Source organism: Cyanobium usitatum str. Tous (assembly GCF_963920485.1).
GTDB lineage: Bacteria > Cyanobacteriota > Cyanobacteriia > PCC-6307 > Cyanobiaceae > Cyanobium_A > Cyanobium_A usitatum_A.
Genome location: NZ_OY986431.1, coordinates 345,109 through 371,876, shown reverse-complemented (window position 1 = coordinate 371,876; position 26,768 = coordinate 345,109). Strand labels below are relative to the sequence as shown.

Sequence of the window (26,768 nt, the reverse complement as noted above, 5' to 3'; positions counted from 1 at the left end):
TTGGTTACTGCCGCGGGCTGATGTTGGCGGCGATCAGGGCAATCTCCCGGCGGGAGTAAATGCAGAACGATCTGCAGGTGGGGTCCCGCGCCGGGAGCCGATCACCAAACAGGCGGCGGTAGGCCGCGGCAACTGCGCCAGCCAGGCCACTGGTGGGGTAGCCCAGGGCGGCGGGGTCGATCAGGCTTTGGGCGATCCAGTGCACGATGCGGTGGCGCTCGGTGCCCCTGGGGCAGGGGGCAAGGTTCTGGCGGGCCGGCAGGTGGGCGTCGGGCTGGGGTTTGGCTGGCTTGAGCTCCGGCTTGGGCTGGGGTGGCGCTGGCTTTACCCAATCCCGGAAAGGGCCCATCAGGGGCGGCGCCGGCGGCGGCAGGGGCAGGGGTGTTCTGGCGGCCAGCACCATGGCGGCCATCAGCATCTCCAGCTCCCGGCGGGTGTAGGCGCAGCTGGCGCCGAACTGGTGCCCGTGGAGCAGCTCCGGGGGTGGCTTGGTGCCGAACGTCCGCCGGTAAGCGGCGGCCACGCTGGTGCCGGTGATCGCCGCAGGCCAGGCACCCTCGGTCACCCAGTGGGCCAGGGCACGGCGGCCGATCACGTGGCGGGGGCACGGCCGCTTGGGCGGCCTGCTGACAGGGGGTAGCGCCCAGGCCGCCGGCGTTGGTGCAGGGGCAGGTGCTGGTGGAGCTGGCGTACTTGTGCGGCCGCGCTGCTGCAGCCAGGCCGCCACAGACTCCGCCACCGGGGTGTCTGGTGCCGGTGGGGCTGGCGCCGGTTCGTAGGTCTGGGCCCAGCCGTTGGCATCCAGCGGTGGTGGTGGCGGTGCTGCAGGGGGCGCCTGCACCACCAGCTGGTGGTGGGCGTCCAGCAGGGCGGTGATCTCGGCCGCGGCCTTTTTGCTGCCGTTTGCGACACGCTCCACCAGGCCAGCGGCCCGGGGTGGGTCATCGGTGCAGGCGAGCTCCAGCAGCGCCATCTGCAGCACCGCCTGGCCCAGTTGGCGGTGCTTGCCGCGGACACCGGCGCAGGCCCGCAGAACGTGGCCGAGCTCGGGCAGCGACCAGGGGCGGATCGCGGTGGGGGTGCGCAGGGCCATCAGTGCACCTCGCCCCAGCTGTCGCCGATCTTGGCGCTGGCCTTTAGGGGCACGTCGCCCAGGTATTTGTCCTGGAGCCGGGCGCTGCTCATGCAGGCCACCACCACGTCGCGCACCTGCTCGGCCAGCTCGCGGGGGGCCTCCACCAGAACCTCATCGTGGATCAGCCCCACGATGCGGGCGCCGGGGTAGGCATCCAGGGCCAGCCACAGATCACCCAGGGCGTCCGCCAGCAGATCTCTGCCACTGCTCTGCACGGGCCAGTTGGCGCCGCTGGTGCGGCCGATCCGGTGCACCGGCAGGCGACCGTCGGGGCCGGGCTTGTTCCCGCGGCTGCAGATGCGGCGGCCGGCGATCGAACGGCGCTCGCGCACCACGTTGTTGCCGCAGTGGTCCATCTGCGCCGACACCTCGCGGTGGTCGCGGTGCCACTGGCGGTAAATGGCCTCCGCCTTGGAGCGGCGCACCGGCTGGCCCTGCGCTGCCGATAGCCGGGTTTGCAACGATGCCGCCGCGCAACCGTATGGCAGGGAAAATCCGGCCGGCTTGGCAGCGGCCCGCTGGGCATCAGTGCAGCCGACGAGCTTGCGCACCACACCCTCCGGGCGGGGCAGATCAAACAGCAGCAGCGCCATCTTGGTGTGGCTGTCCTCGCCCAGCAGCACCTCGCGCCGGTAGCCGCCGTCGTTGTAGAGCCTGGGGCTGGCCTGCAGGCGGATCTCCTGGCCGTCCCAGTCGGCGTCAATCAGCACCTTGGCGGGGTCGCCGGTGCACAGGGCCTTTTTCAGCAGGGCCTGGAAACCCTGGAAGTTGGCGCCGATCTGCGGGAGCTTCACCGGCTTGGGCTGGCCAGCCTTGTCTGCTGTGGGGCCGAACACCTCGGTGTCTGACGGGGCGCTGGCCTTGGCGCCGATCTGGCCGCAGGTGGTCATCCGGCCGGTGTTGGCCCCCAGGATGTTGTAGTTGGGGTAAGTGCGCCCGCCGGCGCTCACCACATCGCGGCGCAGCTGGGCCGCCTGCTGCACGGCGGTTTCCAGATCCCGGATCTGGAGCAGCAGATCAATCAGCGGCACCCCCTTGAACAGCTCCACCACATCGGCGGAGCAGCTGACTTTTTCCACCCACTCGCCCGTTTTATCGGGCTCGCGCTTGCGCAGCTGCAGGCCGGTGGCGGCCTCCATTGCCGCGGGGAACTTGTTGCCCTTGTGTGGCTGCGTCTTGCCGCGGGGCGGCAGGCCGTGTGGCTCCAGCGCGGCGTACAGCTGATCCAGCAGCGGCGCCAGGGCGGCCGCGGCCTCCGCTTCCACCTTGGCGAGCACCTCGGTATCAATCGCCAACCCACGGGCCTGGCCGTCGGCGGCGGGGCAGATCACCTGGCAGTCCAGCCGGTGCACCTCCACCTGGCCGGTGCGCTCCAGCTCGGCGTGCAGGGCCTCGCGCAGAGGCAGCACCACCTCGGCATCCAGGGCGGCGTAGCGCAGCTGGGCCTCGGTCAGCCCGTTGCCCCAGTCGCTGGTCTGCAGCTCCTTGTCCAGGGCGGTGCCCAGGTAGTTGGCCGCCGCGGCCTCCAGGGTGTGCTCGGGGTAGTCGCCCAGGGTCTGGCTGGCCAGCATCGAGTCCCACCAGCGGCACAGCGGCCGGATGCCGGCGGCGATCAGGTGCGTGGCCTCAAACAGCAGGTTGTGGCCAACCAGAGTGCGCTCGGGGTTGCGCACGATCTGAGCCAGCCAGGCGATGGCCGCGCCGGGGGTGGCCTGCTCCACCAGGGCCACGTCGATCACCAGGGTGTGGCCGTCGGCGTGGAGCTGGGCCAGGCGGATCTCGCCGCCCAGGAACGGGAACAGGCTGGCCTTGTGGCGCAGCAGATCGGTGCGGCGGTTAAAGGTTTCCAGATCGAAGCCCACCAGCAGCGGCACGGTGGCCGGGTCGGGCAGCTGATCGGCCGCGGCGATGTAGGTCAACCCCGCACGTGCAGGGCCTGTATAGGGCCGGGGCACCGGGGCAACCACAGCCGGCAGGGCCGGAGCAACCGCCGCGGCCTCTGTCAATTCCTCGGCAGTATCGGCAGTTTCTACCCATTGCGCCGGTTTCAATTTCAGCTGAGTGTTCTGTATAGGGGTGGTGCAATAGGGCGAAACTGCCGAAACTGCCGTGGACCCTGCTTCGCCACCCACCAGAACCGGCTCCACCACAGCGGTTTTACCCTCGGCAGTTTTGCTCGGCAGTTTTGGCCCTGAAAGTGCCGAGGCGGGGCCTTTATCAACGTCAAACCCCGACTTATCAACACCATCGCCAGGCTCGGCAGTTTCGGGGGGTGCCGGCTCGGCAGTTTCGGGGTCCACCTCCACCCGGTCCCAGCGCCACGATCCGCCCTCGGGCTTGAACTCACCCACGCCCGCCAGCCGCACCCGTTCGTTGAACTTGTGCTTGCCCAGGATCCGGCCGGCCTTGCCGCCGTGCTCCTCCTCCACCCAGCTGCAGAACAGCTGATAAAGCTCCGACCGGGGGATGCACCGGGGTCCCTTTTTACCTGGCGCCGTCCGCTCCGCCAGGAACATCCGCACCCGATCGGTGCGCTCGGCGAAGGCTTGCTGCCGCCCCTCATCCAGCGGCAGGAAATTGCCCCGCTGTTTTCGCTTGTGCAGGGCCTCCACCATCAGCCGCAACACGCCGGGGATTTCATCCCGCAGGATCCGCTCCTCGATCGTTTTGTCCTCACGGCCCTGGAAGCTGTGCGGGAACTCAAAGTGGGCCACCCGGGCCAGAAACGCCCCGCTGCTCTCACTGGTGGCCGGCACCGTGTTGGCGCTGAATACCAGCATTGCCTGGTTGCGCATCTGGAACCGGTGGCCGTGTTTGCGCTGGGCCTCAAACTCATCACCGCCAGTGAGCACTTTCACCATCGACAGATCCTGCAGATCCTCTGCAGATAGGTCGGCAAACGTGTTCAGCACCTTTCCGAACAGGCTGCTGGTGGCGAACTTGTCCTGGCCCGATCGGCTCAGATCATGCAGGCTGACATTGGCCCGCAGGTGGGCGCCAACCAGGGCGTTCAGAATCCGGATCCAGGTGGACTTGCCGCTGCGGGTCGGGCCCGTCAGGAACACGATCAGCCGGGGCCACTCCGATAGATCCAGCATCTGGCAGCAAACATCCAGCAGGCCATCCAGCTGGCCCGGGGCTACCTGCTCCACCCAGCGCAGGAACACCGGGCACTCCGCCGCCGGGTTCCACCGGTGCGGCAGTTGGATCAGCGTCAGGTGCTCGGGGGTGTGGTCCCTCTGCAGCAGCTCCCGCACCTCCAGCAGGCAGTTCTGGAAATTGATCACCGGCCGCGGCTGCTGGAACGGAATCACCAGCCCCTCGGTTTTCAGCTGCGCCAGCGCAATCTTGGTGACGCTCGCCTCAAACTCCGGCCGGTAGTCATCGCCCAGGGTTTCCGATACCAACCGCGTCCACCAGAGGCTGGTGCCGTTGTGGAACACCCCACCCTGATAAACCGCCACCGACTGGTCGCCGCTCATCGCCAGGTGGTTTTCACCGCTCAGGTAGTCCAGGCAGCTGGCCGGCTTGAAATTGGCGCCATCGAAAAAGGCGGTGAGCTTGGCCGGCCGTTTCGGGGCCTTGATCACCTTGTGCTCGATCGCGGTGTCGATCAGGTGGCGCAGCAGCTTTACCCGGCGCTCCAGGGTTGGCTGGCGGCCCAGCAGATCGTCCAGGCCATCGCTGGCGCCGCCGGTGCCCGGGTTGATCAGGAACCGCACTGACCGGGCCATCAGCTCGCCCAGCAGATACTTTTCCAGCCGCCTGGCGGCCTCCCACACCATCCAGTTGCTGGCTACATCCGCATCGAAAGCCACCAGCACGTCCCGGCCCTCCACCGGCAGCGCCAGCAAATCGGCGCTCGGTTTCAGGTCGCTGCTCCAGCCCCAGCAGCCGGCCAGGCCAAACGGGATGGCAAAGGGCACCTCGGGGTTGATCGTGCTCGCCGCGGCCTGGAACTGCTTGGTGCCCTCCACCATCAGCATCGGAACGTGGGCGTTGCCCCAATCCCGCTCAAAGGCCGCATCGGTGCCGACGATGCCGCCGCTGTCTTTGGGGAACAGGTAACGGGCCGGGCGGCCGTTCTTCAGGGGGATGGGCGTGTCCACCCGGATCTGCGGCACCAGCGCCCCGCTGACCGTTAGCCAGGTGGTGGCCATGCAGGGCACGGCCTTTTTGCCCCAGCTCTGCAGCGCAGGGGGTAGATCCCTGGGGTCAGCGACCGTTTCCCAGAGGCTGATCCGTTCCTCTGTGATTGCGCTGGCCAGCAGGATCTGGCGGTGCCGCTCGCATAGCTGCGTGCGCTCGGCGCGCTCGGCCTGGGCCTGGGCCACGCCGTCGGCCATGCCCTGCTCCAGGGCCGCATCGGTGGAGGCCTGCTCCTGCTGATTGGCCAGCAGCTGCTCGGGGTCCAGCCCCCGGATCTGCGGCCAGCGGGTCAATCGCCAGGTGCCGGGCAGTCCAGCAGCACGGCAGGCTGCGCTGCTGGGGGCCTTGCCATCCACCACCAGCTGCAGGCCGATCGCATCGTTGTGCTGGAGCTCGGCCAGGGCCTCGGCCACCGGGTCGGCCGCATCGGCAGGTATTGGCGGCGCCGGCTCCTCGGCCGATACCTGGGTAACGGCTGCCGCCGGAGCCGCTTGTGCCCCGTTGTCGTTGGGGGCGCTGGCCGCGGCCTTGGTTTTGCGCTTGCTGCCCCGGGCGGCGCGCTGCGCATCGGCCTCGGGATCGCCCACCTGGTGCACGCCGTTGGCAGTTGGCAGGCCCAGGCCCAGCTGCTGCTCCACCTCGGGCACGGGGGGCTCGGCCGGGTCGGCGGCCCTCCCCTTGGCCAGCAGGCACTTGGTGGTGCTCACGCTGCGGGGTGTGCTGCCCACCTGCTCCGCAATCGCCGCGGCCACACCAGCAGGCCAGCGTCCTGTCCCGTGCTCCTGCAGGGCAGCCAGAACGGCGGTGTGGAGTGGTGACTGCTGGGTGCTTGTGGGTGCCATCATTAGCGCAGGTGTTTTTTCGCCCGGCCCCCGGTTGCTCCCGGGGGTTTTTGCTGCTCAGTCGTCACTAACCAGCTGGTGATCCGTCGGCAGCAGACCCACTTCCAGAGGATCAATGCCGTCAGCGGCCATGCCCCTGGCCAGGTAGTAACGCACCAAGTCGGCGGCAGACTTGTAGCCCTCGGCGCGCGCCATGGTGTGCAGCAGGCCGTGCGTTTCGCCGCTAACGCGCACAGTGACGCGTGACGGCCAGGGTGTCTTTAGGACCTTGGTTGTGGTGGGTGTTTGCATGGGGCAAATCAGGTGACTCCGCTGTCAGTGTGCAGGCTGTTTTGTGCAATCAACCGCCGCCACAAACCCCAGCTGTGCCAGTTGATCTGACCGTGGCATCACGTGGCATCACGTGGCACAGATACGGTGTGCCACTTTGTTGGGGGATCGGCGGCCAGGCATTAAAAAAGCCCCCCGCTCTGGGAGGCCGCGGCCGGTGAAATTACACGGCTGCAGTTACACCTGACTGCAATCAGCCCGGATCAGCATCGGCGGGCTTTTTCTGCACCTGCTCGCAATAGAGCACGTGCGTGGGGTCATTCGGCCCCTTGGCAAATCCGTTTGGCCAGATGCTGTAGCGCACAGATCCATTGGACCCGCTCCAGTATTCCTGGCCCGCCTGGGTGGTGTTAGTCCAGAGCCCGGAGATTTTCACCCGGGGTTGTTGCTGTTGCTGTTGCTGGTCGGCCATGGTGGCGTTGCGATGGATCGAAGTGCCGGGCTTCAGGCCAGGGGCCAGGGCGCACCGGCGGCCCGCTTGGATCAACCCCGCCGCAGCAGCGGCTGCCGTAGCCGGCGGTATGCCTGCACCTGCTCCCAACCCCACCCGCTCAGGCGGGGGTCGCTGGCGCTGGTGGTGGGCCAGGCCTTGGTGATCGCCTGGGCCAGGGCATCGGCGTTGGCCGGCAGCCTGGGCTCCAGCCGCAACGTGGCCAGGTCGGCCAGCTGCTGATCGCTCAGGCCCGGGGGATTGGGCTCTGCTGCCGCGGCCCGGGGTGTTGCTGGCTCCGGCCGGCGCTCACGGGATTGCCCCGTAAGTGCGGGGTTATGGGATTGGCCGCGGCGGGCGGGTCGCTGCACGGCGTAACCGGGTGCTGTCCACAGATCAGCCACAGCTCACCACCCCGGCCATGCCGATCTGGTATGGCCAGCCGGTGCGCTCGCACCACGCTGCTGCGCACGCCGGGCCTGGGAATCGCCCCAGGCGCAGATGACCTGGGCCCAGCAGCACACCGTCACCGGTGATCGCCAAGCTGATTCGCCTACGCTCGGCCGTAAACGTGATTGGCGGCCCCAGGTGGCTGGGCAGCCGGTGCTGCTGCTCACGGGTGGGGTCAGGCATCGGCCCGGGCCCCCTGCAGCTTGGCCTCGCGCTTCTGCTGCCACTGGCGCAGCGTGGCGACGGCCTTTGCGCCCACGCCCTTCAGGGCCAGCAGCTCGGCATCGGTAGCGCGCTGCAGATCCGCCAGCCGGTGGATCCCGGCATCCCGGAGCGCCACCCTGATCGCCTTGGTGTCACCAGGCACGCGGGGGTTGTGGTGATCCAGCAGCTGCTGCTCGATCCACTCCCGAGCCCAATCGGGCAGGGCGGCAATGTCCTGCTCGGTGGCCGGCCGGATGCTCCCAGGGTCGTACCCCGGCACCATGCTGCTGGTGCAGTTGGGGCTGGTGCGAACGTCGGCGCTGGTCCACCCGTACTCCGGATCGGTAGGGCGGGTCACCATGCCGATGGCCCACGTGTCAGGCCGGTGCGGTTCTTCCTGCACCATCACGGCCTGGCCAGGGGCGTAGGCGGTGATCGCTGTTGTTGCTGTCATCGGGATTGCGGGATTGGTTGAACGTTTCTGCCGTCAGTGATGCGATCGGCGCGGATCTGGCCGCCGTAGTGCTGCCCCAGCACCAGGGCCCCCAGCTCGGGGTGCAGCTCCAGCACCAGGCCCTCGCGCCAGCGGTTGCCGGCGTACCAAAGGCAGGGCCCGGGGGCCCGCAGGTGGCCCCAGCTGCTGGGGGGCATCGCCAGCCGGGCCTGCTCCACAGAGCTGGGCCAGGGGCGTTGCCGGTGACGGCGGGCCATCAGAACAGCCGGTAGCGGTGGCTGCCCTGCGCCCGCGGCGCACGGGTGAACGCCCCGGCGGCGCCCACAGAGTCCACCAGTGCCTGGCGGATCTCGTCGCGCACGTCATCGGCCCGCGGCACCTGCAGCTCGGGCAGGGCCAGCTGGCGGCGAAGCAGCCACAGCCTGATCTGCTCGTCGATCAGCTGGGCCACCCGGGGGGCGGCAGCGTCGGCCACCTCCTCGATCAGTCCCATGGCCAGGGCGGTGTGATCCAGCTCCGGCTCGGGGGCCGTCAGCACCACCGGCAGCGGCGCTGCAGGCTCGGCAGCTGCCGCGGCCTGCTGCTGCTGGAGCTCGGCCGTCAGGGCCCGCAGCCGCTCGATCACCAAATCCAGGCCGGTGGGCGTGGGCGTGTTCGTTGTCGTTGTCATCAGGTGTTTTCTCGGAAAGCGTGAATTCAGTTGTCGGCCGCGGCCACCAGGTCCTGGTCATCGGCGGCGTTAGGGCGCAGCGGATCCGGCAGCTTGCGCAGCTGCTCAATCCGGGCCTCCATGGCCTGCACGTTCCAGCGCCGCGGTGATTTGGCGGTTAGGCCGTTGCGGTAGTGGCTGCCGGCCTCCAGCAACCCCAAGCCCACCCACCGGTGGAGGGTCGAGCGGCTGATGCCCAGGGCGTTGATGGCCTGCCCTGTCGGCACCCACGAATCAGCACCCCCGCGGGGGTGCATCGCATTTTTCATACGGACACACGGGTTCTGTGAGAAACCCGCACTGGCTCCAAGCCAGCACCACCCCGATGGTCACCTCCGTCCGTTGCGGCTCCCGGCATATCCGGGCAGGGGAGGGTCGTACCTCGGTCCTCGGGCACAGCTGCCAGGGGCAACTGCTTGATTCCTGCCGCTCCAGTGACCCAGAGGGTCAAGGTTGCCGTACGCCTGCCGGGCCCGTGTCCGGTGGTTCGTTGTGGTGGGGGGCTGCTTCTCCCGGGCGCCTGGGCAGGGCTCCCGTCAGCTGTTGCATCCCAGTGGCCGGGCTCTACGTCCCGACCGTCAGCGGAATCCTGTGGTGCAACCAGCATAAGCTCATCTGCACCACCTGTGCCGCCTGGCTGCAGGTGTCACGCTGTAGCTGGTGGCACTAGCCCGCACGTGCCGGGATTTGGTGCACCCGGGCCACAGCAGCATCGACCGCAGCAGCCACCTCCGCCTCGGCAGCTCCCTCCCCGTAATGCCGTAGGTGGACCTGGATCGTGTGACCCATCAAGCTGGCCAGCACCCTGGGGGTGAGCAGGTAGACCTGCCCGCCGCGCCAGGCGTAGCCGTGCCGGGTGGAATAAACCGTCAGGTGGCCCTGGTTAGTTGCCGCGGCCTCAGCCAGCACATCTGCCCACACGGGGGTGTGGCGCACCAGCTGCTGCTGCATCCGGGTGCTCCAGAGCGCCGCAACACAATCGGGGGGCAAGGCATCCCGCCCGCGCTCGGCCAGCACCGCCAGCAGCTCACGGCCCAGCCCCGGAGCCCCCTGGGGGTCGAGCGGCTTTACCGGCCTAGAACCGTGGGCGCCCGTGCTGTTGGCTTTCACACCACCAACCCGCAGCACGCTGCCCTCGGCCTGGCACACACCGAGCTCGGCAGGGCGCAGGCCAAACACCACCAGCAGCCCCCAGGCCAGCCGCCAGCGGGGATCCACGATCGCCCGATAAACCCGTAGGGCCTGGTCGTCTCGCAGAGGCACCCCCTGGTGCTTGGCCTGGCCGCGGCGGCCGATCAGCTCGCGCCTGCTGGCCGGGGGCCGATACCGCTCTGCCGCGCCGCCGTGATCCACGGCCCAGGTCAGAAACCTGGCTGCATTGCCGAGCCGCTCGCGGCGGCCAGTGCCACCGGCGGGGGTGGGGTGGGCCTCCAGCAGGCGCTCCAGCACGGCCTGCCCAGTGCGGGGGGCTGGCTTACCGGCCAGCACGGCCAGGGTCTGCTCCACGTGGCGGCGATAGGTGTTCTTCCACGTTTTTGGCTTCACCCGGGCGGTCTGTTCCACCAGGTAGCGGCGGAATCCCTCGGCCAGCTCGGCCCAGTCAGCAGCCCCCTCGCGCAGGGTGGCGGCCGATGCCGTGCTGGTGATGGCCCCGACTCGCTGGGCCGCATCCGCCAGCCCCAGCTGCGGGTGCTCGCGCATCAGGGCGTCGATCCGCTCCACCAGGGCCAGCAGGGATGGACTGCTGGCCGGCGCCCAGGGCGTGGCGGTGGTGACGGAGGCCCGGCTGCCGTCGCTAAACCGCCGGGTGAGCTGAGTGCGGCCACCACGGTGCGGCCCCATGCTCCAGCCCCGGCCGTGGGTTGCCTTTACCAACTGGCGCAGGTTCTTCTCCCAGGGCTGGGCGGTGGTGCGGGCCATGGCGGAGTGGGGTGTCGGTGGTGGCCGCGGCGAGCGCAAAAGCGGCAGCAAAAGCGGCTGCAGGTGGCCGCAGATGGCACTCTGCCATGGGGTCAACCCCTAGGCCAGACCCCGCTCTGCGCCTGGCTTTTTGCCCACTCCAACAGGGGGTTTCCAGGGCCGGTGTTGTGCGCAGCGTCACCAGCAACCTGGAGGCCGACGAGGGGCTGCTGGCGGCGGTGATGGGCTGAGAGCAGTGGCGCAAGGCACCTGCCAACCGACTTAAGGATCCTCTCGGATCGCTTGGGCATCAACCCGCCGCAGAAAATCGATCAGACCCTGGATGTAAACCACCTGGTCATCAACCATCGCCATATGGCTTCCATTCGGGCAGTGGAGATGGGAACCCCGCGGCAGAGCCTTGGCCATAGCCGCCATCTGCTCGGGGTCCATGGTGTCGTGGGCGGCACCAATGGTGAGAGTGGGAACCTCAATCCGGGATATATCAGCCCTGCGATCCCACTGGGCCAACTTGCCACGGGCGCCCAGCTCACTGGGACCCTGCATGGGGATGTAGACCTTCGGATTGAGGTGCTCAAATGCACGCAGAACCGAATCGGGCCATTGCGCATAGGGTCGGCGCAACACATGGTGCTCGTAGTGGTGCGGAATCAACAACTCCATGTAGCGCGGGTTGTCGTAATCCTCAGCAGCTTCGATGGCCTGAAGCTCGGCGAGAACACCCGCTGGCAGTTGACGGAGAAAACGCTCTTCAGCGTAGCGCTTATACTCCGGCACACTCCAAACCATATTGGAGATTATCAATCCCTTCAGATGCTGCTGGTGGCGCAGCGCATACTCAATTGCCAGAATCCCGCCCCAGGAGTGACCGAGCAAGAAAAAATTGCTGCCATCGAGGGCCAGGGCTTGACGCACCTGCTCCACCTCATCTACAAAACGCCCGATCTCCCACAGATCAGCGTGATCGGGCTGGCTGCTGTGATGCGAACCCAACTGGTCGTAGAAATAGAGCTCGATTCCCGCCTGGGGCAGGAAACTGTCAAACACCTCGAAATACTCGTGGGTGCAGCCCGGTCCGCCATGGAGCAGCAACAGCTTGATATGGGGACTCGCACCGCTGCGACGTGTCCAAACATCAAAGGTGCCGTGAGCAGTCCGAACCGGAATGCTGCGCACACCGGAAGCGGGCGGAGCTGGAGGGGTTGTCATAGACAAGGTCGATGAAAAATCCTCACACAATCGTGACTGGCTCATCGTTCAGCCGCCACACGACTTTGTGTGACTCGGCGGCAGACAGCGGCGAGGTTCTTCACTAATAAGTATTACGCGACCCCTCCAGCATCCCGCTTAATACCCCCTGTCCGCCCCGCAGCGCTCGCCCTGGGAATCCTGGCCCAGCTGGCTCCCCTGAGCGGCCCGACCCTGGCCCAGGCCGCACCCACCGCTTCAGCCAAAACCAGCGTGGACAGGCCGGCTTTGGGACGGCTGCAACTGGAGAACGGCTACCCCACCGCCGCCACAGCCCGCAAGCTCTACGACGAACTCGACCTGCAGCGCGCCACCCAGGCATACCTCTGGGCCCTGCCGGCGGTGGGCTACAAGGCCCTCTACGACGCCCAGGCCAAAACCATGGGCGTGCGCAACGGCGATGTGCTGCTCTACCGCACGCTGCAGGACAAGGCGGGGATGCTCACCCCCAACATCACCACCCTCTACGCCTTCAGCTTCTGGGATCTGGCCAAGCAGGGGCCGCTGGTGGTGGAGGTACCGGCCGGGCTCACAGCCGGCGGTGTGCTCGACATCTGGCAGCAGCCGATCACCGACCTTGGCCAGACCGGGCCCGACAAGGGGGCCGGAGGCAAGTACCTGATCCTTCCCCCCGGTGGGCCGGAGGTGGTGGCCCCGGGCTACAGGATCTTCCGCTCCCCCAGCAACCAGGTGTGGTTCGGCACCCGCGGCCTGGCCCCCGACAAGGCCGTGGCCGAGGCCACCGTGCGCCAGCACCGGCTCTACGGCTGGAACCAGCGCGCCAATCCGCCGGTGTCCCGCTACGAGGAGGTGGGTGGTCGCCTCTGGCAATCGGCCCAGCCCGCCGACCTCTCCTACTGGCGGCTGCTCAGTGAGCTCTACGCCAACGAGCCCGTCGCGCCGCGCGACCGGATGATGTTCGGGATGCTGTCGCCGCTGGGCATTGCGCCTGGCCAGGCCTTCAAACCCGATGCGCGCCAGGCGCGGATCCTGGGCGAGGCGGCCCAGCTGGGCGACCTGATGGCCCGCACCATCGCCTACGACAAGCGCACCCCAGGCGCCACGGTGAACCCCGGCAAGCACTGGGAGTACGCGGTTCTGTTCGATCTGGATCAGGAATCGCCCGACAAGCGCCGCGTGCAGTTCGACGAGCGCATCTCCTGGTTCTACGAAGCGATCGCCATGTCGGTGGGGATGCAGGGCCGGGTAGTGGGCTTCGGCCAGGTGTATTTGGAGGCCTCTAAGGACGCCAAGGGCCAGTGGCTCGACGGCGGCCGCAGCTACCGCATGCGCGTGCCGGCCAATGCGCCGGTGAAGCAGTTCTGGTCGATCACCCTCTACGACAACCTCAGCCGCAGCCTGCTGATCACCCCCCAGGGAGCCGACGGCTCGGTGGATGTGGATTTCGGGCCCATAAGGCCTGCTGGCGCCAAGAACTGGATCCAAACCACGCCGGGCAAGGGCTGGTTCGCCTACTTCCGCTTCTACGCCCCCACCGAGCCCTATTTCGCCAAGACCTGGCAGCTCAACGACATAACCCCGATCCAGCCATGAAGACCATCCACCAGCGTCCGGCCAGAAGCTTGGGATTGATCCTCGCCCTGATGGCAGTGGCCAGCGCCGCGCCGGGACCAGCCCTAGCCGCCTCTGTGGCACCAGCCCCCACCCCCGCCGAAGCGAAGGCCATCGCCGCGGAGGCCTGGCTCTACGCCTACGCGCCCCTGCAGGGTTACCAGACCTTCTGGAACCAGACCCAGAACAAGGCCTTTCCGGGCTATGTGGGCGGCTTCAACCGGTTCCGTCACTACAGCCGCTCCGCCACTCCGGCCGACACGGACATCGTCACCCCCAACAACGACACGCCCTACTCCTGGGCCTGGCTGGATCTGCGGGCCGAACCGATCGTGCTGAAGCTGCCAGCCGTGCCGGCTCCCCGCTACTACGTGAACCAGTGGTTCGACCTCTACACCCACAACTTCGCCTACACCGGCGTGCGGTCCACGGTACGGGGCGCCGGCACCTACCTGTTCGCCGGCCCCCGCTGGCAGGGAACCGTGCCCAAGGGGATCACCAAGGTGTTCCGCGCCGAAACCGATTTCGTGGGCAGCCTCACCCGCATCCAGCTCAACGGGCCCGACGACATCCGCGCCCTGCAGGCGCTGCAGGCGAAATACGAGCTGATCCCCCTTTCGAGCTTCGAAGGGACCAAGCCCCCCAAGCCCGCTCCGCCGGTGAACTGGCCCGCCTGGGATACGGCAAAGGCCGAGGGGATCGGCTTCATCGGCTACCTCAACGCCCTGCTGCCGTTCATGCCCACCGTGCCGTCGGAGCGGGAGATGATGACCCGCTTCGCCCGCATCGGCATCGGTCCAGGGCGGCCCTTTGACCCCAAGCAACTGACTCCCGCCACCCGCAGCGCCATCGAGGCCGGGGTGGCTGCCGCCGCTACAAATCTGCGCACCAAGGCCCTGGCCCAAAGCAGTTCCAAAGGCTTCTTCGGCAGCCGTGAAGAACTGGGGCCCGACTACCTCACCTACCGGGCCATGGGGGCGATGCTGGGGATCTATGGCCACAGCAGTGCCGAGGCCTTCTACGCCAGCCAGCAGACGGGCCCCGACGGCAAGGTGCTCGACGGCCGCCGCCAGTGGGTGCTGCGCTTCCCCGCCGGCCAGCTGCCACCGGTAAGTGAGTTCTGGTCGATCACGATGTACAAGCTGCCGGAGCGGTTGCTGGTGCCCAATCCGATCAACCGCTATTCGATCGGGGATCGCACCCAGGGCCTGAAGCTGGGGGCCGATGGCTCCCTGGAGATCTACCTCCAGCATGAGAACCCAGGCCCAGACAAGGTCTCCAACTGGCTGCCCGCTCCTGCTGGGCCCTTCTTCTTCGTGGGCCGTCTCTACGGGCCAGGCCCGTCGGTCCTCTCCAGGCAATGGCAGCTGCCCCCCCTGCAGGAACGCCCCTAGCGGGCCGGGGGGAGGGCGGCTGCCGCCTCCCCATCCACCAACACCTCCAGCCGCGGATGGTGTTGCAGCGAGCTCGCGGGCACCTCCGGGCAGGCAGGCTCCAGCAGGGCCCGCCGCAGGATCGAGGCCTTGGCCGCGCCGGTGACCACCAGAAGGATCCGCTCGGCCGCCAGGATCTCGGCGAGCCCCAGGGTGATGGCCCGGGCCGGCACCGCCGCGGCATCGCCGCCGAAGGCAGCGGCGTTCTGGGCCCGGGTGGCGGCGCTGAGCGCGAGGCAACGGCAGGGGGCCTCGGGGCCACAGGGGGGTTCGTTGAAGCCCACGTGGCCATTGCTGCCCAAGCCCAGCAGCTGCAGGCCGATCCCCCCTGCGGCCTTCAGGGCCGCCCGATAGCGGCCAGCTTCCTGCTGGGAATCGACCGCCAGGCCATCCGGCAGCTGCACCTGGGCCAGCGCCAACCCGAGCGGGCCCTGCAGCTGCTCCGCCATGAAGGCGGCAAAGGAGCGCGGATCTGATGGCCCCAGGCCCACGTACTCATCAAGGTTGAAGCTGCGCCAGCCCTGCCGGATGGCCTGCTGCTCTGGCCGGCTGAGCCGATCGAACCGGCGTCGCAAGGCGGCGTACACGGGCACCATGGTGCGCCCCGTGGCCAGGCCGAGGGGACGCTGATCGGAGCCGCGCCGCTCCTGCAACAGCCGCTCCGCCACCGCCTCCGCCACCACCTCGGCGTCTGCCAGCACGGTCACCTGCACGCTCAGGGAGTGCCGTAAGGACGCAACTCGGTGCCGCGGTAGTAATGGCGAAGGATCTGGTCATAGCTCTGGCCCCGCTGGGCCAGACCATGGGCTCCCCACTGGCTCATGCCCACCCCATGGCCATAGCCGCGGCCGATCGCCAGCAGCGACGGCGGTGGCACCTGCACCGGGAGTGGCACCTGCCCAGGCGCCTGGGCCTCCGGATCGGACGACTTGGAAGGCAGTAGTTGGGGCGGCAGCGGGGGGAGGGCCGGCAGGGAGGGGGGCAGGGATGCCAACTCGGGGGCGACCACTTCAAAGCGCACCAGGGTGCTCTTGAGGTCGAGGCGACTGCGCAACTGGGCGCCCGTGAGCACCAGGGTGCCGCTGGGGCCAGTCACCCGCGCCTGGCGCACCCGACCAGAGCCGGTGGTGGCGAGCACATCTATGCGCTGGAAACCGCCGATCTCGCCAAACGCCTTCTGCAGCTGCTCGGGCTCCAGGCGCAACTGCCAGGCATGCACCGGGCTGTGCTGATCAAAATCGGGCACGCTCACCAGATACGGAAGCTGCTGGCTCCAGAGATCGCCGCTGTTTTCGGTGCGACCACCGGCGCTGCTGTGAAACACCGTGTTGGCCAGGCCAAGACCAAACATCAACACCTGGCCGCGGGTGCTAATCACCGCCTGACGGGTTGAAGGGGTTTCCGCCTCAACGCCCTTGTAGACCTGGCTCGAAACCGTGGCGCTCAAATCAAAGGCGGCAGCTGGCTTGCGCTGACGCAGGGCATAGGTGCGGGCGGCCACGGCCTGAGCGCGCAGGGCCGCCTGGGGCCAGCTCGCCGGCATCTCGCTGGCCACCACGCTGGGTAGATAGGCCTCGAGGGGCACATGGTTGACGGCCTGTAGGGCAGAGCTGCCCACCAGCACCTGCAGTCGGCCGCGATAGCCCCGCTGCTGCAGCTGAAAATCGGCTCCCTCTTGGGGGCTGGGCTGCAAATCCAGAGGGGGGCCAGCGGACTGGGCTGCCGGCTCCAGCCAGAGCTCTCTCACCGCAGGCAGTCGCTCCACGCCGGCGGCGCGCTCCAGCACCAAGCTGCCGTCAGCCAGCTGCAACACCACCGGCTCCAGCGGCGCCAGCGACCAGCGCTGGCTACCGGCCCGCAACACCAGGGGCTGCTGAGGCGCCGCCAGCGTCAGCTTGTCCGTTTCGAGCAACAGCACCCGCACCAGCGGATTGGCCTGCTGGGCCCGCAGCTGTCCCGGAGCAGCCCCTGCCAGCACTAGGGCGCTTGCCAGCAAAGACACCAGGGGAAAGCGCGCTACAGGCACGGGGGCTGCTTCTCCCGACTTAGGGGCCCCATTGTGCCCGGCGTGGCAACATGCGCCAGAGGCAGCACCACAGTGCAGGTCACCTTTTTAGGCACCAGCTCCGGTGTGCCCACCAGGGGCCGCAATGTGTCGGCGGTGGCGCTGCGACTGCCCCAGCGCAGCGAGCTGTGGTTGTTCGACTGCGGCGAGGGCACCCAGCACCAGTTTCTGCGCAGCGATCTGCGGGTGAGCCAGCTGCGGCGAATTTTCGTCACCCACATGCACGGCGACCATGTATTTGGCCTGCCCGGCCTACTGGCCAGCCTCGGCCTGGCGGGCACCTGCACGGGCATCGACCTCTACGGCCCCGATCCCCTGCGCGACTACCTCGAAGGGGTACTGCGCACCTCCTCCACCCGGATCAGCTACCCCCTTCGCACCCACCGGGTGCAATCCGCTGCCGAGAGCGGCGCCCTGCTGCTCGATGACGACGACCTCACGGTGCGCTGCACGCCGCTTACCCACCGGGTGCCTGCCTACGCCTACCGGGTCGATCAGAAGCCGCGGCCTGGCCGCTTCGACGTGAAGCGCGCCAAGGCCCTCGGCATCCCGCCAGGGCCGATCTACGCCGAACTCAAGGCTGGGCGCGACGTCAGCCTCGAAGACGGCCGGATCATCAATGGTGCCAGCCTTTGCGGCCCCGATCGCCCGGGGGCCAGCGTCGTGTACTGCACCGACACCGTGTTCTGCGAAGCGGCGGTGGAGCTGGCCCGCGGCGCTGACCTACTGATCCACGAATCCACCTTTTCCCACGCCGAAGCTGAGCTTGCCTACCAACGCCAGCACTCCACCAGCACGATGGCGGCCCAAACCGCCCTGGAGGCGGGCGTCAAGCAGCTGGTGCTCACCCACCTGAGCCCTCGCTACATGCCAGGCAATCCGATGACCCCCGACGACCTGGTAGCGGAAGCCCAATCCATCTTTGCCAACACCCTGGTGGCCAAGGATTTCCTCAGCATCGACATCACCCCATCCGAACCGGCCACGGCCTAGCCCTGCAACAGTTCGCGTTGATCGGCTGCGGAGGGCCCTTTCCCCGTGATACAAGGTCTCCGATGCGGTCTTTACCGCCTACCCGCCGGCTTTTTCCAATGGCCTCCTCCTTCCCCTCGGCTGCCCTCCGCAAGGCGGTTCGCGTTCTTGCTCGAACCATGCTGGCCCTGCTGCTGTTCATGGGCTTCGGCAGCCCGGCTCTGGCAGCTGCCTGGACCACAGAGCAGCTCACAGTGCCCGCCACGCCAGACGGCACCCTGGTGACCTTCAGCGAGCAGGAGATCAAGGCCGGTCGCAAGGTGTTCAACAGCAGCTGCGGCGAGTGCCACGCCGGTGGCATCACCAAAACCAATCAGAACGTGGGCCTCGACCCTGAAACTCTGGCCCTGGCGACGCCGTCGCGGGACAGCGTTGAGGCCCTGGTGGACTACATGAAGAACCCCACCTCCTACGACGGTGAATACAGCATTGCTGACGTGCACCCCAGCATGCGCAGCAGCGACATCTTCGTGAAAATGCGGGACCTCGACGACGAGGACCTGCGCCTGATGGCTGGCTACATCCTGGTGTCCCCCAAGGTTCAGGGCATCCAGTGGGGCGGCGGCAAGATCTACTTCTAGCCTCAGATCAACTTTTAGGCTCAGATTTGCCGGTGCAACAGCACCGGCTTTTTATTTGGCCATAAAAGGCGGCGGCGTGCAGTTGGCCAGGTCTAGGGAGGTGGGCTGCTTGCTGTACCACCACTCCTGCAACTGGGATCCAAGCCGCACCGGAAACAGGGTGATCACCGTGCGGGTGGGGCGGGCGCCGGGCTGCAGCAGCTCAACGGCATAGGACGGGCAGCGGCGGGAGGCCAGATCCGGCACAAAGCGCCGGCCGATCCGCCGCCAGCTTGGCTCCTTGCTGCGCCAGGCCAACCGACAGCAGGGCCAGGGCAACTCCTCGCGATCAAACAGGCGGCAGCAGGGGCCCAGCACCCGATAGCTGTATTGGCCGCCGGGGCTGGTGTGCTCGCTCCCTGGCTCCAGCAGGGCTGCGACGTTGCCCCGGGAGGGGGGTGCCTGGGCTGACACAGAACTGCGGCTCGGGGATGACAGCAAAAAGCCACCCCTAAGGGTGGCAGAAAATTCAGATTGCTCAAAGGCAGGTCCGGGATTGCCGAACCTGCTCAGGCTGATCTGGGGCTCAATAGAGCTCTTCTTCGGCGTGGGTCTTGATGGTGCAGTCGCTGGTGGGGTAGGCCACGCAGGTGAGCACAAAACCAGCTTCGATCTGGTCGTCGTCGAGGAAGCTCTGGTCGCTTTGATCGACGGTGCCGGAGGTCAGCTTGCCTGCGCAGGTGGAGCAAGCGCCGGCGCGGCAGGAGTAGGGCAGATCAACACCCTGCTCTTCAGCAGCGTCGAGGATGTACTGGTCATCAGGAACCTCGATGGTCTTGTTGAGGCCTTCGCTCTCGCTGATGAGGGTGACCTTGTAGGAAGCCATGAAAAAGATTGGGGCTCACAGGCACCCGGAAGCCGGGCCTGTAGGACCCGCCCTTCATACATCCGCCGGACGCCCTAACTGTCGATTTGGCGGCCAGAACGCTGGAAGGCCAATCAAATTGAAGGCACAGATCAGCGTGCCTTATGCGACACGCTGGATCGTCATCAGGCCCCACTGGCTTTGTTCGGCCGTGAGTTCGGCCTGCCAGCCCTCGTCCCGCAGGGCCAGCTGCAACGCCGGAGCCTGGTCAACGAGCAGCCCACTGAGCAGACCCACGCCGTTGGCAGCCAGCACGGTGTTGAAGGCTGGACAAAGGGCCTGAATCACCGGAGCAAGGATGTTGCAGAGCAAAAGATCGGCCGGCTGAGCCTCGAGCAGCTCAGCCAGGGCCTCAACCGAGCCCAGTTGCACCCGCACTTGAGGCGTGAGTCCGTTGAGGGCGGCATTGTCGGTAGTGGCTCGCACTGCCAGGGAGTCGGTATCAGCGGCCGCTACCGAGGCCGCGCCCAGCCGCAGGGCCGCCAGGCCCAGCACGCCGCTACCGCAGCCGAGGTCGGCCACCCGCAGGCCAGCCAGCCCCTCTGGCGTCCTGGCTGCCAGCAGCTCCAAGGCCTCCAGGCAAAGCCTGGTGGTGGGATGGCTGCCGGTGCCGAAGGCACTGCCCGGATCCATGGCAATTAGCCGCCGCTCGGCATGCTCGGGCGGACATGGCAGCCACGCAGGCAGGATCAGCAGCCCCTGGCCCACAGGATCGGCCTGCCAGTGCTGCTTCCAGCTGAGGCTCCAGTCTTCATCGGCCTGCTGACTCCACTGCAGCGGGGGCAGGGCCAAGCCGAAGGGCTCGGCCAGGGGCGCCAGAGCTCGAGCTAGCTGCTGCCGCTCCGGCTCAGGCCAATCGATCGCCGGCAACCAGGCAATCAGCTGCCGCTGGCTGGGTGTTTCGGGGCGGTGCTGAACCGCTACCCGGGGGATGCCCAGCTCAGCGAGCTTCCAGAGCAGGGACTCCTCCAGCTCCGGCAGGGAAGCCAGCTCCAGTCGCCACCAGCCCGGGGCAGCAGCCATCAAAGGGTTACAGGGTGGGCTTCCTGAATGCCTTCGATGGCGTGCACCGAGACCAGCAGGCTGGGGGGGATGGGGTCATCGAGGCTGAGCACCATCACTGCGTCACCACGCACGATGCGGCGGCCCACCTGCATCGAGGCGATGTTGACGTTGTGCTCGCCCAACAGGGAGCCCAACTGGCCGATGATCCCGGGCATGTCCCGGTGGCGGGTGAACAGCATGTGGCGGCTGGGAGCCACGTTCACCGGGAATTCATCGATGGTGGTGATGCGCAGCTCGCCTTCGGCGAACACCGCTCCGGTAACGCTGTGGCTGGCCTGGGAATTGCGGCAGCTGAGCTGCAGCGAACCACCAGCGAAATCGCGGCTGGCGTCATCCTTGACTTCCAGCACGTGGATGCCGCGCTCCTTGGCCTCCAGGCTGGCGTTCACGTAGTTGATGCTGTCGCCCAGGGCGGTGGAAAGCAAACCCTTGAGGGCCGCCACCACCAGGGGCTGGGCCGGGTGGGCGGCGAAGTCGCCCTGGAGCCGCACCTCGAGCTCACTGATCGGGCCACCAGCCAGCTGGCTCAGCAGCTGACCCAGGGTTTCGGCCAATTGCAGGTGGGGCTTGAGCTGCTCCATCACCTCGGCGTTGAGGCCAGGGATATTCACGGCGCTGCGGGCAGGCAAGCCCAGCAGTACGTCGCGGATCTGCTCGGCCACGTCGATCGCGACGTTTTCCTGGGCCTCTTCGGTGGAGGCACCCAAGTGGGGCGTGAGGATTAGGCGCTCCTTGACCTGTCGCAGGGGCGAACCTACTTCCAGGGGCTCTTTGGCGTAAACATCAAGGGCCGCGCCGCCAATGGTGCCGTTCTCGACCGCCTTAGCCAGGGCCGCTTCGTCAATGATGCCGCCGCGGGCGCAGTTAACGATCCGCGCGGTCGATTTCATGGTTTTGAGCAGCTCCGCGTTGACCAGGTTCTCGGTGTCTGGGGTGCGGGGCAGGTGCAGGCTGACGAAATCAGCTTCAGCAAACAGGGCGGGCAGGGGCAGCAGACGCACCTGCATTTGCTGGGCCCGCTCGGCAGATACGTAGGGGTCGTAGGCCATCACGTCCATGCCCATCGCCTTGGCCACCCGGGCCACGTGGGAGCCGATCTTGCCGAGACCCACCACGCCCAGCTTTTTCTTGTAGAGCTCGTTACCCACGTATTTCTTGCGATCCCAGCCGCCGGCCATGGTGCTGGCGTGGGCGTGGGGCACATGGCGCGAGAGGGCCAGCATTAGGGCTAAGGCCTGCTCAGCGGCGGCGATGGTGTTGCCCTCCGGCGAGTTCACCACCAACACACCGCGCTTGGTGGCCGCCGGCACATCAACGTTGTCGACGCCAACGCCGGCGCGGCCAATGATCCGCAGCTTGTCGGCCGCTTCGATGATTTCGGCAGTCACCGTGGTGCCCGAGCGAATCATCAGGGCGTCGTAGTCGCCGATGATCGCCTTGAGCTCCTCGGGGGGCAGGCCAGTGCGCACATCCACCTGAGCCACCTGGGACAGGATGTCGATCCCCGCCTGGTCGATGGGATCCGAAACGAGAACCTTTGTCATGCCCGGCGGTACGAAGCGGAGAGCCGGCCGTGCAGTGTAGTGAGCGGCGAGAATCGCCCCAACAACACTGAGTAGGGCGCAGCGTGGGCACAAGTGTGGTGGTGGTTCTGAACGACCGCAAAAGACTGCATCAGCTTCGAGATCGACTGGCCGAGCTGCAGCCGCCGCTGCTGCAGTTGGAGGCCATCGGCGAGGGAGAGCAGGCCATGGCCGAGGTGGCCCGCCTAAACCCTGCCGTGGCAAGGCGGGCCCGCCAGCAGGGCATGGCGCGTTGGCTCATTCCCTTTGGCTTTTTGGCTGGCCTCACCTTCACCTACATCACCGATCTGGACACCTTCGCCTTTGCGGGTGCCTGGAGCCAGCACCTGATCGGCGCCCTGCTCGGCATGGGTTCGGGCTGGATGGGCAGCTTTGCGGCCGCCGCGAGCGTGCGCTCCGAAGAGGACGACCGCATCCGCAGCCTGCGCAACCGGGTGGAAGAAGGCAACTGGCTGCTGCTGGCCGAAACCGCCAACGGCGTCGATATGCCCTGGATCTCCCTGCAGCAGGCCAAACCCCTGGCGGTGGTGCGACTGGGCGATGGCTAGGGACCTTGATGCTGTGATCGCTGCCGCAGACCAGGCCCTGCGCACCTGGGAGCCGGTGTGGACCCCCTTTCTTGATGGGGCGTTGCTTGAGCAGGCCCAAGAGCGCCTGGCAGGCCTGGCCGAGTTGGAAATAGCCAGCCGGGGGGGCTACCCGGGAGCTGAACGCCAGCGGCTGCTTTTGCAGCGCCACGACGCCGCCATTGCTGCCGATGAAGTTGCCGCCGGCCTGATGGGCCTGGAGCTGGGCGGCAATTTCCTATTTGACCCGGCTGAGCGACAGGACTTCCGCTCGGGCCTGCTAGCCCTCGGCGCTGCGGAAGGAGAGCTAGGCGATCTCTGGCTGCGAGGCGACCGGGGTGCCCAGGCCATTCTCACGGCTGCTCAAGCCGCGGCCCTTGATGGCCGCACCGCCATGGTGCGCACGGTGGAGGTGGCCCTAGAAGCCCGCCCCCTGCATGAGTTGCAACTTCCGGCGCCGCGCCATCCCCGCCGCATTCAAACCGTGGAGGCCTCCCTGCGCCTCGATGCGGTGGCCTCTGCCGGATTCGGGCTATCTCGCAACCGCATGGCCGAGCTGATCAGCCAAGGCAGGGTGAGACTCAACTGGCAGCCTATTAGCAGTCCCAGCAGGCAGCTGACGGTTGGAGACCGGGTGCAGCTGGAGGGCCGGGGCGAACTGCAGCTTGAGACGGTCACAGCAACCAAGCGGGAGCGCTGGCGAATCGAGCTGGTGCGCTGCTGAGGGATTACCTGAATCAGGCCTACCTGTAACCTGGCAAAGCTTCTGGGGCGATTAGCTCAGAGGTAGAGCACTACCTTGACACGGTAGGAGTCACTGGTTCGAATCCAGTATCGCCCATTTAAAAGTTCAGTATTAGCCTTAAGTTTCGAGATGGCAGATGCAACAAGGGACCTAACCGTTGTTGTTGGACTTGCACGCTCAGGCATAGGTGCTGCTCGGCTGCTCAATCATCTCGGCCATGCGGTGCTGGTGATTGAGAGCCAATCCAGCCCAGCACTCGAAACCAAAGCGAGCGCGTTGCGCCAGGCAGGCATTGATGTGCAGCTTGGTGTGCCCCTCCATGGCGACGCCTTTGCCGCCCTTGGCACCACTCCCGCAGCCGTGATGGTGAGTCCAGGCATCCGCTGGGACCATCCGACCCTGGTGGAGCTGCGCAACTCAGGAGTAAGTATCAAAGGCGAAATGGAGCTGGCTTTCCAAGCCAGTGGCGACGTGCCCTGGATCGGCATCACCGGCACCAATGGCAAAACCACCGTTACCCACCTGGTGAGCCACCTGCTTCAGCACGCTGGGCTCGATGCTCCGATGGGCGGCAACGTGGGCTTCTCTGGGGCCGAGCTGGTTCTGGAGCGACTGGAGCGCGGCGATCCCCAACCCAACTGGCTGGTGATGGAGCTCAGCAGCTATCAGATCGAATCGGCCCCTCAAATAGCACCACGGGTGGGAATTTGGACCACCTTGACCCCCGACCATCTCGAGCGCCACGGAACCATTGAGGCCTACCGGGCCATCAAGCGCAGCCTGTTGGAGCGTTCCACGGCGCCCATCCTCAACGCCGATGACGCCGACCTTCGCGCCCATGCCGCCGGCTTGCAGCGGGCCATCTGGGTCACCGCCGGCAGCCGGGAGGACCTCCCCCCCACGATCCAGCCCAGTCTCTGGATCGAAGCCGGCCAGGTATGGCAAGCACCCCAGCCCGGCGCCCCCTGCCCCGGCAAACTTTTAATGGCTGCCGATTGCCTAGCCATGCCCGGCGCCCACAACCGCCAAAACATGCTGCTGGCCGCCGCGGCCGGGCTCGAAGCCGGCTTAAGCGGCGCCCAGATGGAGCAAGCCTTCCGCTGCTTTACCGGCGTGCCCCACCGGCTCGAGCGCATCCGCGAGCAGCAAGGTATCAGCTTCTACAACGACAGCAAGGCCACCAACTACGACGCCGCCGAGGTGGCGCTGCACGCCCTGGACGGTCCGCTAGTAGTGCTCGCCGGTGGTGCATCGAAGCAGGGCAATCCCCATAGCTGGCTGGCAGCCTTGCAACAGAAAGCCGCAGCGGTGGTGCTCTACGGAGCTGCCCAGGCAGAGTTTCATCAACTACTTAACCAAGCAGGCTTTAGCGGAGTTGTGCACTGCTGCGACAACCTGGCTGAAGCCGTACCCCTGGCGAACCAATTAGCCCGCAGCCAGCGCTGCCTAGCGGTGCTGCTTTCCCCAGCCTGCGCCAGCTTTGACCAATACAGCGATTTTGAGGCCCGTGGTGATCACTTCCGTCAGCTGGTGAAGTCGCTGTAAGGGCGTTCAGCTAGCTAGCTCCTAACATTCGCGCACCAGGCGACCGCAACGGGCCATGGCCTATTGGTTGATGAAAAGCGAGCCCGATGTCTACGGGATTGACCATCTGCAGCGGGAGGGCAGCACCCTATGGGACGGCATTCGCAACTACCAAGCCCGCAATTTTATGCGGAGCATGCAAATTGGCGACAGGGCTTTTTTCTACCACTCCAATACCAAACCACCGGGCATTGTGGGCTTGATGGAGGTGGTTGAAACCGAGATTGTCGACCCCAGCCAATTTGATCCCAACTCCAAATATTTCGATCCCGCCGCAAGCCTGCAAAAACCCCGCTGGGACTGTTGCCGGCTGCGCTACTTACGCCACTTCCAGCAGCTGCTCAGCCTGGATGCCTTGCGGGAAAACTTCAGCCCCGAGCAGCTGGGGGTGGTGAAGCGGGGCAACCGGCTTTCGATCCTGCCGGTTGAGCCCAGCAGTGCCGAGCGACTGCTGGAGCTGCTTGAGTCGCCATGAGCCAACTGGCCACGATCAACCCCAAGCCCCCCCTGGCCATCCGCAGCGCCGTCGAGCGGGGCTGGGCGGCCTTCAACCACTGCCCCTGGGTGCTGATGGGGTTCACCCTGCTAAGCGGCGGCGCCAATTTGGCGGCCCAGCTGCTTTATCGCTACGAGAGCAGCCTGGTGCTGTCGCTGCTGGGCAAGCCCGACCCCGTCGCCATCGCCCTGGCGGCGGCTGCCTGGATCATCTATGCCCTTACCGGGCTTTGGCTGGTGGTGGGGTTGATGCGGGGCGCCCAACTAGCCCTCAATCAGGGGCGACCCAGGCTGGCAGCACTGATCCGGGTCGATGGCAGAGCGATGTTGCGCTGCTTTGGAACCGTGATGCTGGTCCTGGTGTTGCTGGCCCTAATAGTGCGCCTGGCCCAGGCGAGCTCCTGGCTGCTCACGCTGATTCAACCGCTGTTAGCCCCCCTACCGCTGGTGGCGGGTTTGGCTGCCATTGTTTATCTGAGCGCCGATCAAATACTCAGCCTGCCGCTGGCCCTTATCGGTGGACTTAACCCCCTGGCAGCCTTTCGCAGCGGGCGGGCCGCCACCGATCCCCACTGGCTCCAGGCCCTTGGCCTAACCCTGGTACTTCTGGCCATGGTGCTGGCCGGCTTCCTTGTGCTGCTCATCGGCCTGGTGGTGGCGTTGCCAGTGGCGGCCTGCACCCTCACGGCCGCCTACGAGCAACTCTTTGGCCAGGAGGAACCAGGTCATCTCAGTGCTGCTTGAAGCTTGCCTGGGCGGGAAAGAGATTGGCCAGGTAGCAGCGAGTGACTTCGCGGTCGCCAAGGCCGTTTTGCACCAGGAAACCAGCTAGGGCCGCTTGAAACAGCCGGTATTGATCCCAATTGGGGTGCTGCTCGATAAAGCCACGCATCGCGGCCAATAAGGCCTCAGGCACCTCGGCGCGAAAGCTCACCGTCAAGCCTTCCCCCTCCACGGGAGCTTGGGCTCGGACGGGAGTCTGCAGATCCATGGGGAATAGCGGCCTTGTGTGGCACCAGTTCTCCACACCAAGCCGGGCCCGTCAAATGGGCTGGTGAAGCTGCCCTGGCCAGACTCCCAGGTTAAGAACCCAGCTCTGCCAGAGCATTTGCCATGGCCCCCTCGCCTTTGGGCCAAGCGGTGAGGCTGGAGCCGGCGCTGTCAAGGGGAAAGGGTCTGGAGGCGAGCTTCTCCCCAGGCCCTAGCGGGCAAGACCCATCTGAACGACCGATCTGGGGAAAAACTGAGCAAAACCAAGACTGATCTGGGGGA

Annotated in this window: 29 protein-coding genes and 1 tRNA gene; 11 read left to right on the top strand and 19 right to left on the bottom strand. The window is 66.7% G+C overall.

Annotated elements, in window-relative coordinates:
- Positions 1 to 4 precede the first annotated feature (4 nt).
- From U9970_RS01965 to U9970_RS01915, 11 genes are all read right to left on the bottom strand, one after another.
- The gene (locus U9970_RS01965; protein WP_322765063.1) at positions 5 to 1,093 is read right to left on the bottom strand and encodes a hypothetical protein; all 1,089 of its coding nucleotides are present in this window, start codon (positions 1,091 to 1,093) and stop codon (positions 5 to 7) included.
- Positions 1,093 to 6,126 carry a DNA polymerase gene (locus U9970_RS01960; RefSeq protein ID WP_322765062.1) on the bottom strand — a complete coding sequence of 1,678 codons (5,034 nt, stop codon included), beginning with the start codon at positions 6,124 to 6,126 and terminating at the stop codon, positions 1,093 to 1,095. The genes U9970_RS01965 and U9970_RS01960 overlap by 1 nt, the downstream gene beginning before the upstream one ends.
- 57 nt (positions 6,127 to 6,183) lie before the next feature.
- On the bottom strand, positions 6,184 to 6,417 hold the full coding sequence (locus U9970_RS01955; RefSeq protein ID WP_322765061.1) for a hypothetical protein: 234 nt from the start codon (positions 6,415 to 6,417) through the stop codon (positions 6,184 to 6,186).
- A gap of 232 nt (positions 6,418 to 6,649) precedes the next feature.
- Positions 6,650 to 6,868 (bottom strand): hypothetical protein, encoded by a 219-nt coding sequence (locus U9970_RS01950; RefSeq protein ID WP_322765060.1) that lies wholly within the window; start codon positions 6,866 to 6,868, stop codon positions 6,650 to 6,652.
- Between the two features lie 71 nt (positions 6,869 to 6,939).
- Positions 6,940 to 7,290, bottom strand: coding sequence for a hypothetical protein (locus U9970_RS01945; RefSeq protein WP_322765059.1), 351 nt, complete (start codon positions 7,288 to 7,290; stop codon positions 6,940 to 6,942).
- Positions 7,283 to 7,519 (bottom strand): hypothetical protein, encoded by a 237-nt coding sequence (locus tag U9970_RS01940; protein ID WP_322765058.1) that lies wholly within the window; start codon positions 7,517 to 7,519, stop codon positions 7,283 to 7,285. The genes U9970_RS01945 and U9970_RS01940 overlap by 8 nt, the downstream gene beginning before the upstream one ends.
- Complete coding sequence (locus U9970_RS01935) at positions 7,512 to 7,994, bottom strand: helix-hairpin-helix domain-containing protein (RefSeq protein WP_322765057.1); 483 nt, start codon at positions 7,992 to 7,994, stop codon at positions 7,512 to 7,514. The genes U9970_RS01940 and U9970_RS01935 overlap by 8 nt, the downstream gene beginning before the upstream one ends.
- Positions 7,991 to 8,251 carry a hypothetical protein gene (locus tag U9970_RS01930; RefSeq protein WP_322765056.1) on the bottom strand — a complete coding sequence of 87 codons (261 nt, stop codon included), beginning with the start codon at positions 8,249 to 8,251 and terminating at the stop codon, positions 7,991 to 7,993. The genes U9970_RS01935 and U9970_RS01930 overlap by 4 nt, the downstream gene beginning before the upstream one ends.
- Positions 8,251 to 8,664 carry a hypothetical protein gene (locus U9970_RS01925; RefSeq protein WP_322765055.1) on the bottom strand — a complete coding sequence of 138 codons (414 nt, stop codon included), beginning with the start codon at positions 8,662 to 8,664 and terminating at the stop codon, positions 8,251 to 8,253. Before U9970_RS01925 ends, U9970_RS01930 begins: the two co-directional genes overlap by 1 nt.
- Positions 8,665 to 8,690: 26 nt before the next feature.
- Positions 8,691 to 8,930 carry a hypothetical protein gene (locus tag U9970_RS01920; protein ID WP_322765054.1) on the bottom strand — a complete coding sequence of 80 codons (240 nt, stop codon included), beginning with the start codon at positions 8,928 to 8,930 and terminating at the stop codon, positions 8,691 to 8,693.
- A gap of 439 nt (positions 8,931 to 9,369) precedes the next feature.
- The gene (locus tag U9970_RS01915) at positions 9,370 to 10,719 is read right to left on the bottom strand and encodes a hypothetical protein (RefSeq protein WP_322765053.1); all 1,350 of its coding nucleotides are present in this window, start codon (positions 10,717 to 10,719) and stop codon (positions 9,370 to 9,372) included.
- Between U9970_RS01915 and U9970_RS01910 the strand changes: the two genes are divergently transcribed.
- Positions 10,710 to 10,853 (top strand): hypothetical protein, encoded by a 144-nt coding sequence (locus U9970_RS01910; RefSeq protein ID WP_322765052.1) that lies wholly within the window; start codon positions 10,710 to 10,712, stop codon positions 10,851 to 10,853. The genes U9970_RS01915 and U9970_RS01910 overlap by 10 nt on opposite strands.
- Before the next feature lie 31 nt (positions 10,854 to 10,884).
- On the opposite strand, the gene U9970_RS01905 is transcribed toward U9970_RS01910, so the two are convergent.
- Positions 10,885 to 11,832, bottom strand: a complete 948-nt coding sequence (locus U9970_RS01905; RefSeq protein WP_322765051.1) for a proline iminopeptidase-family hydrolase — start codon at positions 11,830 to 11,832, stop codon at positions 10,885 to 10,887.
- Positions 11,833 to 11,901: 69 nt separating this feature from the next.
- On the opposite strand from U9970_RS01905, the gene U9970_RS01900 reads away from it, so the two are divergent.
- Positions 11,902 to 13,425, top strand: coding sequence for a DUF1254 domain-containing protein (locus U9970_RS01900; protein WP_322765050.1), 1,524 nt, complete (start codon positions 11,902 to 11,904; stop codon positions 13,423 to 13,425).
- 35 nt (positions 13,426 to 13,460) lie between these two features.
- Positions 13,461 to 14,837: a DUF1254 domain-containing protein gene (locus tag U9970_RS01895; RefSeq protein WP_322765049.1), complete on the top strand. Its 1,377-nt coding sequence runs from the start codon at positions 13,461 to 13,463 to the stop codon at positions 14,835 to 14,837.
- Here U9970_RS01895 and U9970_RS01890 read toward each other — a convergent pair.
- Both U9970_RS01890 and U9970_RS01885 read right to left on the bottom strand, forming a co-directional pair.
- Complete coding sequence (locus tag U9970_RS01890) at positions 14,834 to 15,583, bottom strand: 6-phosphogluconolactonase (protein ID WP_322765048.1); 750 nt, start codon at positions 15,581 to 15,583, stop codon at positions 14,834 to 14,836. The genes U9970_RS01895 and U9970_RS01890 overlap by 4 nt on opposite strands.
- 8 nt (positions 15,584 to 15,591) lie before the next feature.
- Positions 15,592 to 16,902, bottom strand: a complete 1,311-nt coding sequence (locus U9970_RS01885) for a SpoIID/LytB domain-containing protein (RefSeq protein WP_322765047.1) — start codon at positions 16,900 to 16,902, stop codon at positions 15,592 to 15,594.
- Positions 16,903 to 16,974: 72 nt separating this feature from the next.
- On the opposite strand from U9970_RS01885, the gene rnz reads away from it, so the two are divergent.
- Together rnz and psbV are read left to right on the top strand one after the other, a co-directional pair.
- Entirely contained in the window at positions 16,975 to 17,934 is a 960-nt protein-coding gene (rnz, locus tag U9970_RS01880) for a ribonuclease Z (RefSeq protein ID WP_322765046.1), read from the top strand.
- Between the two features lie 98 nt (positions 17,935 to 18,032).
- Positions 18,033 to 18,554, top strand: a complete 522-nt coding sequence (psbV, locus tag U9970_RS01875; protein WP_254959816.1) for a photosystem II cytochrome c-550 — start codon at positions 18,033 to 18,035, stop codon at positions 18,552 to 18,554.
- A 51-nt stretch (positions 18,555 to 18,605) separates the two neighbouring features.
- Here the strand turns inward: psbV and U9970_RS01870 are convergent, their stop codons facing one another.
- From U9970_RS01870 to serA, 4 genes are all read right to left on the bottom strand, one after another.
- Entirely contained in the window at positions 18,606 to 19,034 is a 429-nt protein-coding gene (locus U9970_RS01870; protein WP_407653063.1) for a hypothetical protein, read from the bottom strand.
- Positions 19,035 to 19,119: 85 nt separating this feature from the next.
- Positions 19,120 to 19,419, bottom strand: a complete 300-nt coding sequence (locus tag U9970_RS01865; RefSeq protein ID WP_106502300.1) for a ferredoxin — start codon at positions 19,417 to 19,419, stop codon at positions 19,120 to 19,122.
- A gap of 141 nt (positions 19,420 to 19,560) precedes the next feature.
- Entirely contained in the window at positions 19,561 to 20,481 is a 921-nt protein-coding gene (prmA, locus tag U9970_RS01860; protein WP_322765045.1) for a 50S ribosomal protein L11 methyltransferase, read from the bottom strand.
- Complete coding sequence (gene serA, locus U9970_RS01855) at positions 20,481 to 22,067, bottom strand: phosphoglycerate dehydrogenase (protein ID WP_322765044.1); 1,587 nt, start codon at positions 22,065 to 22,067, stop codon at positions 20,481 to 20,483. Before serA ends, prmA begins: the two co-directional genes overlap by 1 nt.
- 83 nt (positions 22,068 to 22,150) lie before the next feature.
- On the opposite strand from serA, the gene U9970_RS01850 reads away from it, so the two are divergent.
- The 6 genes from U9970_RS01850 to U9970_RS01825 all read left to right on the top strand — a co-directional run bounded on the left by U9970_RS01850 (position 22,151) and on the right by U9970_RS01825 (position 26,240).
- The gene (locus tag U9970_RS01850) at positions 22,151 to 22,654 is read left to right on the top strand and encodes a hypothetical protein (protein ID WP_106502303.1); all 504 of its coding nucleotides are present in this window, start codon (positions 22,151 to 22,153) and stop codon (positions 22,652 to 22,654) included.
- Positions 22,647 to 23,396 (top strand): photosystem II S4 domain protein, encoded by a 750-nt coding sequence (locus U9970_RS01845; protein ID WP_322765043.1) that lies wholly within the window; start codon positions 22,647 to 22,649, stop codon positions 23,394 to 23,396. Before U9970_RS01850 ends, U9970_RS01845 begins: the two co-directional genes overlap by 8 nt.
- Before the next feature lie 45 nt (positions 23,397 to 23,441).
- Positions 23,442 to 23,513: transfer RNA gene (locus U9970_RS01840), tRNA-Val, on the top strand.
- Positions 23,514 to 23,546: 33 nt separating this feature from the next.
- On the top strand, positions 23,547 to 24,962 hold the full coding sequence (murD, locus tag U9970_RS01835) for a UDP-N-acetylmuramoyl-L-alanine--D-glutamate ligase (RefSeq protein ID WP_322765042.1): 1,416 nt from the start codon (positions 23,547 to 23,549) through the stop codon (positions 24,960 to 24,962).
- A gap of 55 nt (positions 24,963 to 25,017) precedes the next feature.
- Positions 25,018 to 25,476: an EVE domain-containing protein gene (locus U9970_RS01830; protein ID WP_255022890.1), complete on the top strand. Its 459-nt coding sequence runs from the start codon at positions 25,018 to 25,020 to the stop codon at positions 25,474 to 25,476.
- A complete protein-coding gene (locus U9970_RS01825) occupies positions 25,473 to 26,240 on the top strand; it encodes a hypothetical protein (protein ID WP_322765041.1) in 768 nt (255 codons plus the stop codon). The genes U9970_RS01830 and U9970_RS01825 overlap by 4 nt, the downstream gene beginning before the upstream one ends.
- On the opposite strand, the gene U9970_RS01820 is transcribed toward U9970_RS01825, so the two are convergent.
- Entirely contained in the window at positions 26,227 to 26,487 is a 261-nt protein-coding gene (locus U9970_RS01820; protein WP_322765040.1) for a DUF2811 domain-containing protein, read from the bottom strand. The genes U9970_RS01825 and U9970_RS01820 overlap by 14 nt on opposite strands.
- Positions 26,488 to 26,768 lie beyond the last annotated feature (281 nt).

What these genes read in the sequence shown, in the direction of transcription:
- U9970_RS01965 (WP_322765063.1), bottom strand. Translation starts at nt 1,093, where the DNA reads ATGGCCCTGCGCACCCCCACCGCGATCCGCCCCTGGTCGCTGCCCGAG.
- U9970_RS01960 (WP_322765062.1), bottom strand. Translation starts at nt 6,126, where the DNA reads ATGGCACCCACAAGCACCCAGCAGTCACCACTCCACACCGCCGTTCTG.
- U9970_RS01955 (WP_322765061.1), bottom strand. Translation starts at nt 6,417, where the DNA reads ATGCAAACACCCACCACAACCAAGGTCCTAAAGACACCCTGGCCGTCA.
- U9970_RS01950 (WP_322765060.1), bottom strand. Translation starts at nt 6,868, where the DNA reads ATGGCCGACCAGCAACAGCAACAGCAACAACCCCGGGTGAAAATCTCC.
- U9970_RS01940 (WP_322765058.1), bottom strand. Translation starts at nt 7,519, where the DNA reads ATGCCTGACCCCACCCGTGAGCAGCAGCACCGGCTGCCCAGCCACCTG.
- U9970_RS01935 (WP_322765057.1), bottom strand. Translation starts at nt 7,994, where the DNA reads ATGACAGCAACAACAGCGATCACCGCCTACGCCCCTGGCCAGGCCGTG.
- U9970_RS01930 (WP_322765056.1), bottom strand. Translation starts at nt 8,251, where the DNA reads ATGGCCCGCCGTCACCGGCAACGCCCCTGGCCCAGCTCTGTGGAGCAG.
- U9970_RS01925 (WP_322765055.1), bottom strand. Translation starts at nt 8,664, where the DNA reads ATGACAACGACAACGAACACGCCCACGCCCACCGGCCTGGATTTGGTG.
- U9970_RS01910 (WP_322765052.1), top strand. Translation starts at nt 10,710, where the DNA reads ATGGGGTCAACCCCTAGGCCAGACCCCGCTCTGCGCCTGGCTTTTTGC.
- U9970_RS01905 (WP_322765051.1), bottom strand. Translation starts at nt 11,832, where the DNA reads ATGACAACCCCTCCAGCTCCGCCCGCTTCCGGTGTGCGCAGCATTCCG.
- psbV (WP_254959816.1), top strand. Translation starts at nt 18,033, where the DNA reads ATGGCCTCCTCCTTCCCCTCGGCTGCCCTCCGCAAGGCGGTTCGCGTT.
- U9970_RS01865 (WP_106502300.1), bottom strand. Translation starts at nt 19,419, where the DNA reads ATGGCTTCCTACAAGGTCACCCTCATCAGCGAGAGCGAAGGCCTCAAC.
- prmA (WP_322765045.1), bottom strand. Translation starts at nt 20,481, where the DNA reads ATGGCTGCTGCCCCGGGCTGGTGGCGACTGGAGCTGGCTTCCCTGCCG.
- serA (WP_322765044.1), bottom strand. Translation starts at nt 22,067, where the DNA reads ATGACAAAGGTTCTCGTTTCGGATCCCATCGACCAGGCGGGGATCGAC.
- U9970_RS01845 (WP_322765043.1), top strand. Translation starts at nt 22,647, where the DNA reads ATGGCTAGGGACCTTGATGCTGTGATCGCTGCCGCAGACCAGGCCCTG.
- murD (WP_322765042.1), top strand. Translation starts at nt 23,547, where the DNA reads ATGGCAGATGCAACAAGGGACCTAACCGTTGTTGTTGGACTTGCACGC.
- U9970_RS01830 (WP_255022890.1), top strand. Translation starts at nt 25,018, where the DNA reads ATGGCCTATTGGTTGATGAAAAGCGAGCCCGATGTCTACGGGATTGAC.
- U9970_RS01825 (WP_322765041.1), top strand. Translation starts at nt 25,473, where the DNA reads ATGAGCCAACTGGCCACGATCAACCCCAAGCCCCCCCTGGCCATCCGC.
- U9970_RS01820 (WP_322765040.1), bottom strand. Translation starts at nt 26,487, where the DNA reads ATGGATCTGCAGACTCCCGTCCGAGCCCAAGCTCCCGTGGAGGGGGAA.